This window comes from Dysgonomonas termitidis (assembly GCF_042654545.1).
GTDB lineage: Bacteria > Bacteroidota > Bacteroidia > Bacteroidales > Dysgonomonadaceae > Dysgonomonas > Dysgonomonas termitidis.
Genome location: NZ_JBHSGN010000050.1, coordinates 133,458 through 144,655, shown reverse-complemented (window position 1 = coordinate 144,655; position 11,198 = coordinate 133,458). Strand labels below are relative to the sequence as shown.

Below are 11,198 nucleotides of genomic sequence, written 5' to 3'. Positions count from 1 at the left end.
ATTTTTTCAGGCGCTTATTCTGGAGGCGCAGGCCGTTCTCGTATTGCAGGCGCGGGGATTTATCCGCATCCCGGATGACGGGGAAAAGGTAGGGGCTGTAACGGACTTCGCCGCTGAAGCTGTCGATGATGCGCTGTAAAGAAGGGGTGACCGTCACCTCGATCTTCTGGCCCGTCTTCTTGCGGTAGTAGCTGATCACCCCCTGGCGGATATTCTCCTTGCGCAGGTAGGCCATATCCACAAAACTCATCCCCCGGGCATGGAAGCAAAAGAAAAAGTAGCGCCACGAAGTATAAAGGGCCCTGTCTGTAGTTTTATCCTCCCGCGGGGCTTCTTTAAGCTGCTTATGCGCATTTACAGGCGGCTGGGTTTGCCGTTCCAGTAAAGCCGAAAAATCAAGGCTGTTCAGCGCGCGGAGGCTTTCGATATCCAATGCCCGTTTACGGGTTTTCTGGAAGCCCGTGAAAACATGGTCAAAAGGATTCTCACGCCGGGCATCGATCAGTTTCTCCTTGACGGCCTTCCAATAGATGGCACGCAGCATACGCATATAATAAGAGATCGTATTCATGGCCTTTCCACGCTCCTTGAGGTAGGCCTCGAACTCTTTCATCATACAGGCATTGATATGGCTCAAGGGGATATCACGCCCCTTATTGAATGTGATGAGCCCGCGGCTGACGGTGCGGTAAGCACGGGCGGTACGTTCCTGGCCGGCACGCAGCAGGTTGCGCTCCTGCAGCCCGGCAAAGCCGGAAAGGTTGGCCGGGTTATGCTCCCTATGGTAACTGCAAAGGATGTCATCAACGGTATAACGCCCCGATTTCTCCAGCCGCCCGGCCGCTTCTTCGAATTGTTCGCCGTAAGCGCAAAGGCTTTCGGTTACCTTGCACAGGTAAGGGTAGCGCGGGGAGCCCTCTTCAGGAAGATGTACCCTTTGCCCGGCCCCGTCCCATTCGTGGGGGTAAAGCCGGAAAGGGCTGGTGATGACTTTGACCTTGCGGTTATGGATCAGGCGAAGGCACAGGCTGCCCTTGCAGCGCGCTCCGCTGACGGACTTGCGCAGGATAAATTTTAATGTGGCCATAATTTAATGCGTTATTGGTATCATATATTATTTGTGAACCTCTCTGTAATTTGTCCCTGAAGACTGGCGCACAGTCCGGGAATTCAATGAGCCCATTTGTGGCCCGCTTACCGGCGCCACTTACGTGCTTAAGCACAAAGGTAAGACAGACAAGCGGATTTCCTAAATTTTAGAAGGGGGATTTGATACAGTTAGATCTACACATCCTGTGAGCCGGTTCGGACAGATTGGTCGTACCCCTCCATAAATACCCACCGTTTCCTCTGCTTTCCTTCTGACTTTCTCTTTCCCTGATTCGTGTATTAAATCGTAACCGCCTACCGATTCTTTACCCCTTTTTCTTCCTAGGGTATTCCCAAAGCATTCCAGGCTCCCTTATACTCTGAGTCAGCTTTATTTTCTTTCCGGAGATAGGTGGAAATAACACTAAAAGAGACCCCATCCGCCAATCTTAATTGACCCCTTGGAGATTTTTTGTTTAGGAGTAAAAAAAGCAGCCTCTTTTTTTTAAAATTACACAAATTTCAAAGTCATATTTATTCTAAATCTGCAACTATATTATGTATGCATATATATGACATTTATAATAATTAGTTATCTTTTAAAGGTTTATAGTCATCTGGGATTAGAATAGATTTCTTATAATTCTCTATATTTGAGTAATTATGATATCTGTCATACAATGCTTTGGCCACAAATGAATTCACTATAAACATAAAAATAGCTATAGAACCTGCAATACTACTATTTTGTGAGAATTCTTTAATTTTACTATCAACTTCAGATAAATTTCTACGGCACTCTAAGACCAACCATATAATAGCGGCTATAAATATGAACAAACAAATTCCAGCCCAGATACAAGCTTTCCTTCTCCATATGCTAAGTTCTTTATTTATATAATCATCACTTAGCTTTTTTCGTCGTTTATTTTCTATCTGAATATTTTCTTTTCTTAATTGAACTATTTTCCTATCTTTTTCGTCTATAATTTTCTGGGATTCAGTTATTTTTTGTTTGACCTCCTCATCTTTTTGAATAGTCAGATTTTCCTCAACTCTTTTTCTTCTTTCTCCGAGTTCTACTATTCTATCATTCAGATCTTTAAATAATTTATCAAATTTAGCCGCACGTTCTTTTTCTATAGCTTCTTGTTTTCTAGCTTCGTCCTTTATCTTATCAGCGAATTTGTTCGAATCTTTTTTTGCTAAATCATTTAAATTCTCAACATTCTGAACTTGTCTGTTTGCAATACGAGTTGCAAGTAGTAATACATCTCTATCAGAAAAATTAGTTTTCCTATATTTTTGTATATTCTCGTCGAGTTCTTTTATTATTCTTGCCTTAGGTAAAGATTCATTTAGTGTAAAAGCAACCAAAGAAGTCAATCCCATATCTACTAAATCGTTATTTGCCAGTTCTAAGTTCACACTGGGTTTACTTAACCACAATATATTTAATAAATCGTCAGCCTTTATTACTTCTGGTTGAAATCCATTATCTTCAGAATTTAAAAGAGCATCTATACCTTCATTATCTATATCGTGGGATATTGCATTATTAACAAACCAACAATTTATCTTTTCAAAATCACGAATTCTTTTTCCCCTCAAGTCTTTTACATAAATAAGAGCCATAGCATCGTGAAGAGCGGCCTTATCTGTATTCCTGTATTTTTTTAAGATAGAATATTCGTTACTTATTTTTGCCTTATTTCTTAATTTATCTGTATTCGGAATGGTAATCACGTTCTTATCAAGCAAAGTACTCTCCAAATTATCTGATATCCTGTCTAAGTCAACACTGCTTAATTTTTTTCTCTCACAGGCATTGTATATGTCTTCTCTATTAATATATTTGGTGATAACCTCTTTATCATAATTATATGATTTAAATGCCAATAAGGCCCTTGTCTCTTCAATAGTATCCTTTAATACCCTAAATTTATACCCCAATTTTAAACAAATATCTAATAATTTGTTACAAGTATGAGTCGATTCCTGCGTATTTAAATCTAATAGGCTGACAATAAAATTTGTATCAAGTAATAGAGTCACCTCCATATTTGCATTTACTGGTTCATAATCTAAATAACAGGTAAGTATTGATCCTAAATACAAGTTTCTGATTTGAGCATAGATTTGAGGGTATTTTCTGAAATAATCGACAAATGAAGCGGCTACAGTAAAATCATTCCCATTGGATTTCTTCGTATTAGCCAAATAATAAGAAATAGAAGCTTTATTTTTCTCTATAAATTTTATAATACAGCTATTCTCATTGTATTCTACATTATTGATTTTACAGAATTCTTTAAACATGTCCTGAAGTACAAATATCTCTTTTTTACTTTTCTCGATATGTTCATCAAAATCCTCAAAAACATAATCTTTTATCCAAAAACTATTATCCTGATATAGTTTAAATATTTTTTCTTCCTTATTTATATCATTTGCTATTTTTTTTAAGATGCTTTTCAATACTGGGATGGGAATATCAATAGAGTAATGTTTTTCAATAATCTCTCTAATTTCGGCAATACTTTCACCTTTATATTGTCCTTTATTAATATTCATAAAGTGTAATCCTTTCTTTACTAGAGGGATGAATATATCTATAGGACCATCAGATAAGGTTCCTGATGTTTTAACATGTGCTAATAAGCTATAAGCTATTGCTTTCTTTGTAGTATTATCCATATGTATCGGACTATATAAATGTATTTTGTATATATTATATTTTCAGTTACTTGTATTTGTGCCCTTCGGAATCCTATAAAAGGAAGCTTAATATTAAAAGCTTATTTTCTTATGACAAATCTAACAATTTTTATTACAGAATAAATTGAATAAAGAGACTTTCTTCCTGAGAGAATCAATATATTTCAAAAGAAATCAGGCGAGTCGCTGGCGAGTATGAAAACTACCTGTTTTAATCATCCCATATTTGCAGTATGAAAACAAAATTAATCAAATATGGAAGTTATAACAATTGACAATGAAGCTTTCAAAAAGCTGGTAGCAAAAATAGACCGGATTGCAAATTTCGTTGTAAAAGCAGAACAATCCAAAGGCAAAGATTCTGCTAGTGACATCTGGATGGATAGTAATGAGGTGGCTGAGTTATTACGCATCAGTACCCGCACATTACAACGTTTACGAAAGGAGAATATAATAAACTATTCTATGCTTCGTGGCCGATGTTTATATAGGCTCTCAGAAATAGAGCGTTGTTTGGATGAACGGATTATCAAATCCGATCCCGTTACGATAGATGATTTTAAAAGGAACTATTCATTGAGATTCCGGGAATAGAGATATTACTTCGCATTTTAAAGCCTAATATTATGTTTATAGAAAGAGAACTTTTTGAAAAAAAGATGCAATACATAATCAAGCGCCTGGATAAAATAGATAAGACACTCGTTAGTATGGCAAAGCAGCGATGCTACCTTGACGGCGAGCTTTTATATGACAATTACGACTTATGTAAGTTGTTGAATATTTCTAAACGGACATTGCAGCGGTATCGCTCTTCGGGAGAGCTACCCTATCATACTCTATACCAGAAAACTTTTTACAAGGAGTCGGATGTCAGTAATTTTATACGCCTGAATTTTGGGAAGGATAAAGGAAACGATTCAGATAATTTAGAAGAAGAGATTGTTGATAGTTAATTAATATTGGTTGATTTGGTTTGTTCATTATTCTTTTTTTTAGGTTTTACATTCTTTCATCCCGTTTTGTTGTGATAACAAGGCGGGATTTTCTTATTACATTTTTATTCCCTTAGATACCTTCTTTTTTATATCACCTGTATCCTCATTATCCTTTGGTTTACTTACCGAAGCAATTATAATACGGTCCTTATTCGCATCGATAATCTCTTTTAGACTCATAGGTTGTCCGGAGCGTTCATTCGATATTGTTTCTAAAGGAGGCATTTTATTCTGAGGTGGATTTACTTCTACAGAACCAGTCTCTTTGTTTAGTACTTCCTCCGGCTGCTTATCCTTATTGGACAACGTTAAGTTAATCTGCCTGTTTAAAGAATCCAATTGAGATTTGAGTTCCCTTAGCTCCGGTTCTTTACGGAAAACCGAATTAACTACTTCTTTTAGTACGGGAATATCTTTTTCCAGCTTTTGATTATCCGCCTGATATTTCTCCATCAGGTTCGGTATTTTCTCCAATGCATTGATGAAATTCTTCGATGCCAGCAGCGGATCAAGGGCAATATGCCCATTGTTATAGCTGTACTTGATATTGCCCTCCCCTTCAATGAAGAAACGGTTATCTTTGAACACAGAGCCTTCTTTCTGGCTTTCTTCCGTCTTAACAAGGATTCTAAAGCCGTAAAGTTCTCCGATCTTGAAATATTCACCATTGGTACGTGCGTTATCCGATAGTTGATTTAGTTTTTCTCCGATAGCTTTCGGATCGTCACTCTTGAAATTATCCAAGATGATTGGGTTCAACTTACTTCCATCCTTATCGACCTGTACCTTATCATTAAACGTTGTAAGGTCTTTTGTCATCCGGGAGATCATCTCGTTATTGCTGTCAATCGAGCGGGTAGCATCTTCGTATTTATAGATAGCAGATGATTTACTTCGGTTGAACGCTTGCCGTTCGCTCTCCAAGGCGGTAATCTTCTTTTCCAGCTTAGCCTTCTCCAACAGGTCGGTATTACCCGAAAGAATAGCTACATACTCCGAAAAATTCATACCCGATCCTTCGTCCATACTACCCTCGTCAATCGTCCGTGTCGCCATATTATTGGTCTTTAGCTGATTGATAAATAACTGCTTGTTTTGAAGCAGGTTGAATTTATACGAGTCAAGACTTTTTTCGACAGCATATATCAACACATCTACCTTATTATCAGCATATAACTTAGCTATTTCATTCCCCTTTCGAATGGCTCTTCCATCCCGCTGTTCCAAATCGCTCGGTCTCCAGGGCAGATCAATATGATGAATCGCCACAGCTCTCTTTTGTGCATTGACTCCTGTTCCCAACATACTGGTAGAACCGAATATTACCCGTATGCGTCCTTCATTCATCCCTGCAATCAGAGCCTTTCTCGCATTATCGGTTTTAGCCTCTTGTATAAAGCGTATTTCATGGGCGGGTATCTTGTGATCCTCCACCAGCTTACGTTTAATTTCCGAGTACGGATTCCATTCTCCGGGTTTGTAGGTCCCCAAGTCTGAGAACACGAACTGTGTCCCTTTCTGAAAATCATATTTATTGTAGTATTCCGCTATTTTAGCAGCACAATGAGAGGCTTTGTTATCGACATGGTCGCCATATGCCATGTCGATCATCCGCATATCGAGCGACATCTTACGGGCATAGTCGGTTGCGATCAGCATCTTTGCCTTTTCCTCTTTGTCTGTCAGTTTTGCTCTACCCAACAGGGTAGCATCTCCCGTCTCAGCAAACCGCATCAACTTTTCAATAAACACTTCCTGCTGCGGTGTCGGTGGGATATTATACAGTATCTCATTCTTTTCGGGACGGTCTATACCGATATCCTTCGCTGTGCGAAAGTCCGTTATTTCGGAGTAGAAGGAACTCAACTCCGGCACTTTGATAAAGTATCGGAAACGTTCTTTCTGTACGATCTGGTTGGTCACGGAAAACTCATAGTCGGTACTCTTCTTTGCAAAAACGGCTGCCCATGCGTCAAAGGTGTTAATACCCTGATTTTCCAACGCTTTTGGACGCAGGTATTTGAATAAGAGGTATAATTCCGTCAGTGAATTACTGATCGTTGTACCGGATAAAAATGTTGCTCCCAGATCTTTGCCGCTACGTTCCTGAATGGTGCGTACAGCAAAGAGCATATTGAGTGCCCGTTGGCTTCCTTCGGGGTTTCCAAGCCCTGCCACACGGTCGTGACGGGTGGTAAATGTTAAATTTTTGAACGAATGTGACTCGTCTACGAGCAAATGGTCGATGCCCATCATCTTAAAATCCACTACATCATCGGTACGATTTTTAATCGTATCGGCAAGGTTATCTAACTTGACTTCCAGATTTTGTTTGCGAATTTCCAATCCCCGGAGCATCCTTCTGGATACTTCCTTACCCTGACTGCGCAATACATCGAGATTTGCTTCCACTGATTCGAGTTCTGCTTCGAATATCTGTTGCTGCATTTCGGGTGATTGCGGTATCTTGCCGAACTGGTCGTGTGTCAGGATAACGGCATCCCAGGAGTTGTTTTTAATATCATTGAAGATTTTCACCCGTTTGGATGGTGTAAAATCTTCTTTGCCGGGATAAAGTATCTTTGCATTGGGGTATGCCGTCCTGAATGTTGCCGCTATTTCATGTACATTCGCCTTTAGCCCGACAATCATCGGCTTGTTTGCCATTCCCAGACGTTTCATCTCATAGGCTGCACAACACATAATAAGGGTTTTGCCTGCTCCCACCTCATGATCTCCGATCCCGCCTCCGTTTTGCTTAATCATCCAGACACAATCTTTCTGTGACTGGTACAGATCAGGGATACCGAGCGCCTTTAAATCCAGCCCGGGGAAAGCCTGGTGTGATCCGTCATACTGCGGACGTACAAAGCAGTTGAATCTACGGTTGTATCTATCCGCCAGATCGTTTTTAAATCCGGGGGATTGCTGATCTAACCAGTCGCTAAAGCCGTTTCGGATTTCATCGATTTTGGTATTCGCCATTTGTATGGCTTGTCCGTCGGGTACTTTAACGTCTTTGGGTTCTCCTGTCTCAGGATCGCTTACAGTAATTGTTTTGGTAATATTGGGAGTTGTATTAAGCAAAGCATGCTTTAACAGGTGCATCCCCGTATAGAGCTTGCTTTCTCCCTGAACGGCAAACTTTTCGTTGATGATCAGGTTACTTTTATCTGCCTTTACCGTAAAATCATCACGGGCTGCATAATAATCTATCGTAACATTGGCTTCGAACAGTTTGCTGATATAGTCCTCATAAAGGGACATATCGATCCACCTTTCTCCGAAATTGAAATCAAGTTGCTCGTACCTGATAGGTTCAGGCGTAGCTTCCTGTAAGGCTTTCAGCGATTCCTGCGCCGGAAGGTCATCGGGATGGTTCTGTAGATACCGTTCAACGGCTTCCGCTTTTTCGACAACATTTCCTGCTATAAAGCGGTCTTGTACCTCATAATTCTGAATAAGCGGATTGAAAAAGAGACGTCCGTGCAGGTCGGCTACCATATCTTCCCGGCTTTTATCAGTCATCAGGGATTCCATATAGTCCAAACGGACTTCTCCGTACTTATTCAGGGATGCGACCAGGGCTTCGTCTGAAGTTCCCGCTACCTTCAATTCGTTCGGATTGAAAGCGACAGGCCCGTGAAAGATATCCGCTTTTTGCAGTTTGCCGTCGATGGAGCGTTCTATGGATAGAATTTCTTTTCCTCCCGTATCCATCTTGATGACATCCAGATTTTTCTTGTCGTTCAGGTTACCATAATTAGATACAAAAAAGTGATACTTGAGATTTAATTGTTCCCGTAGTTCTGAACCAATTTGAAGGTTTACAGCTTCATAATTATATAACTCATGATAGGCATCACGAACATTAACGTACCGTCTTATTTTTCCACATTCACTAGATGATAAAGCCAATGGTTGGAATACAGCATCGTTTTTATAACGTTCGCTTAAAAAACCTATCTGCCCATTATTTTCTGCAACCAATGAGCCTTTTTTATGAAATTCCTTCAATTCACCTGAATACGGGCGTGGTTCAAATGATAGTTTCTTTTCTTCCTGTCGCAGGGCTTCCTGCTGTTCGTCCTTCCGTGCATCGGAAACGGGATAAGCCGCTTTGTTATTATTGGGGGGAGCTTGCCCGTTGGATGAAAACATACTGAGTTGCACGGGTTTTCCTTTGGGTGGTGCAGCCTTTTTCTTGCCTCCCCGTACAGGTTTCACCTGTGAGCGTTCTTCCTGTGTAAACCCGAACAAGTCATACAGGCTCATAACAGGTTGAGAGGAGACATCGATCTCCAATGCCTCCTGCTTCACGGATTGGGGTTTATCATCAAAAAGAGTATTTCGGGATTCCTCATTCGATCTATTTTCGGGAGGTTGTACTTTACTGATGTTTTCCTCTTCTTTATTTGATGATTCCTTCTCATTTCGAAACCAGTGATCTTCAACAGCCTGCCAGAATGGATCAAGGTCATCAGGATAGGTAGATTTATCTTGCCCGGAAGTTTCTAAATTATTTTCTACAATCTCTTTCTTTACTTCCTCATTGAATAATATAGCAGCTTTGGGTTCCGGTTGTTTTTGTATAACGGCACGGCCATTGTACAAATCCAAATTCAGGTAACTTTTAAAATCACTTTCGAGCATTTTTCGCATATCGGCAGCCATACCTTCTACTCCGCCCTCATGGATAAAAACCTGTGCAGGCTCGCCGTATGGGTCAGTACCGATGGTTGCTTTGGTCTGTACTACTCTTCCATGATTATAGAAGTAATCATTCGTATAAATGCCTGTCAGTTCGGACTGGCTTGTGCCCACAAAGAGGTTTTCCCAGAAGCTTAGTTTCGAATCTTTCCCCGTATTCTTTTGCAATATGATCAGGTCACTGCCAACTTCCGTACCGGCATAATCCGTAAAGAGATTATTGGGTAAACGGATGGCAGATACCAGGTTTGTATTTTGCATCAGCCACTCACGTATGGGCATATTGTTCGGGGAGTTCATGACTCCCTGTGACGTGATAAAGGCAAGAATACCTCCTTCACGTAATGTTTCAACGCCTTTGATGAAAAAATAATTATGGATGGCACGGGTAGAATCTTTATGCAACTGGTCTTGTTTCATAAAGGCAGCATCGAAAACATTCATATCCCCAAAGGGTATGTTACTTGATACCACATCGAAGTAGTTGTTATAACGGTTTTCGATGGTTTCAAAGCCTTCGATATTTACTTTATGCCCCGGAGTGAGTGCTGATAGCATCTTACCTGTCAGAAGATCTTTTTCAAAGCAGACCAACTCATTCTTATGGTCTGCCGTTTCAAAAAAAGAATGGGCAAATTCACCTGTCCCTGCCGATGGATCAAGTACACGTATCGGGGTGATACCACTATCCCGTAACGTTTCAGATAAAGCTGTAACAATTTCAGGAGGAGTATAGAACGCTGTCAGCACAGAATTTTTTATACTGTTCATATACCGTTTATACTCATTCTCGTTTGCGGTGTTCTCTTTAAGAACACGGTGCAATTCTGCCACTAAAGGGAACAGCTCCAGTTCCGACTTTGCCCAATATGCTGTATCAGCCAGAGAGTTTGCAGGATTAAGGACACATTTAAGTCCTCCGAATCCCGCATATTGTTTGAGAATGATTCCAGCCTCCATCGGTGTAGGCTCACGGCCTTCTTTTTCCAGCATAAACACGGTTTTGATCGCATCTATATTGGCTCGCAGGCGTTCTTTCTTATTGTAAGCCATTTTCTTCGATATAGAGTGAGATAAAACCGGTTAACTCGGTGTACAGCAGATCAAAATCGGGAGAGTTTAGGAAGTCATCGGGTAAGGCATACTTTTCCTGTAGGTCAGAACAGCGTGGCAATAGCAACAGGGCGAAGTCCCTGGCTTCACCTTCAGGGATTTCGACGGAAAATTCATTCCACAGGATAGTTATTAATGTATCGAGCAGGGAGAAATGTAAACCTTCATAGAGGATATGATTGGCCGTTTCTTCCGCATAGATGTGATCGAGTCCGGATTTTATAGCCTGGCTGTAAGCTTCGGCAGCCGAATCGCTTCGAGCTGAGATAAAATCAATATCGGATAATAATTCAGGATGTGACTCTTTTAAAAAGGAAAGTAGGGACAGCCTGTAATAAGACAAGCCCTGAGATTGTTCTTGTTTCATATGTTTATGGATTTTAGTGGGAGGCACAGCCTCTTTTGTTATACAAAATTTACGATTACAAAAAATGTAGGAGGAGATAATTGTAATTTACGACAAAGAGAAGAGGGTGAAATGCAAAGCACCCGGAGATCCCTCTCCGAGTGCACCACTAAAAATCCATAGTTAAAACAAAAAACAATTTCGTAATGACTATGATTCTTAGT

Annotated in this window: 6 protein-coding genes; 2 read left to right on the top strand and 4 right to left on the bottom strand. The window is 40.4% G+C overall.

Features of this window, described 5'->3' with window-relative positions; all coding sequences use genetic code 11:
* Both ACFO6W_RS06295 and ACFO6W_RS06290 read right to left on the bottom strand, forming a co-directional pair.
* Positions 1–1,087: site-specific integrase (locus ACFO6W_RS06295; RefSeq protein ID WP_379994542.1), on the bottom strand; the 1,087-nt coding region annotated here is incomplete at its 3' end.
* A 590-nt stretch (positions 1,088–1,677) separates the two neighbouring features.
* Positions 1,678–3,786 (bottom strand): hypothetical protein, encoded by a 2,109-nt coding sequence (locus tag ACFO6W_RS06290; protein ID WP_379994541.1) that lies wholly within the window; start codon positions 3,784–3,786, stop codon positions 1,678–1,680.
* 276 nt (positions 3,787–4,062) lie between these two features.
* Between ACFO6W_RS06290 and ACFO6W_RS06285 the strand changes: the two genes are divergently transcribed.
* Together ACFO6W_RS06285 and ACFO6W_RS06280 are read left to right on the top strand one after the other, a co-directional pair.
* Positions 4,063–4,401 (top strand): helix-turn-helix domain-containing protein, encoded by a 339-nt coding sequence (locus ACFO6W_RS06285; RefSeq protein WP_379994539.1) that lies wholly within the window; start codon positions 4,063–4,065, stop codon positions 4,399–4,401.
* 32 nt (positions 4,402–4,433) lie between these two features.
* The gene (locus ACFO6W_RS06280) at positions 4,434–4,763 is read left to right on the top strand and encodes a helix-turn-helix domain-containing protein (RefSeq protein WP_379994537.1); all 330 of its coding nucleotides are present in this window, start codon (positions 4,434–4,436) and stop codon (positions 4,761–4,763) included.
* Between the two features lie 96 nt (positions 4,764–4,859).
* Here the strand turns inward: ACFO6W_RS06280 and ACFO6W_RS06275 are convergent, their stop codons facing one another.
* The gene (locus tag ACFO6W_RS06275) at positions 4,860–10,568 is read right to left on the bottom strand and encodes a helicase-related protein (protein WP_379994535.1); all 5,709 of its coding nucleotides are present in this window, start codon (positions 10,566–10,568) and stop codon (positions 4,860–4,862) included.
* Positions 10,555–10,995, bottom strand: coding sequence for a DUF1896 family protein (locus ACFO6W_RS06270; RefSeq protein ID WP_379994534.1), 441 nt, complete (start codon positions 10,993–10,995; stop codon positions 10,555–10,557). The genes ACFO6W_RS06275 and ACFO6W_RS06270 overlap by 14 nt, the downstream gene beginning before the upstream one ends.
* Positions 10,996–11,198: the final 203 nt, after the last annotated feature.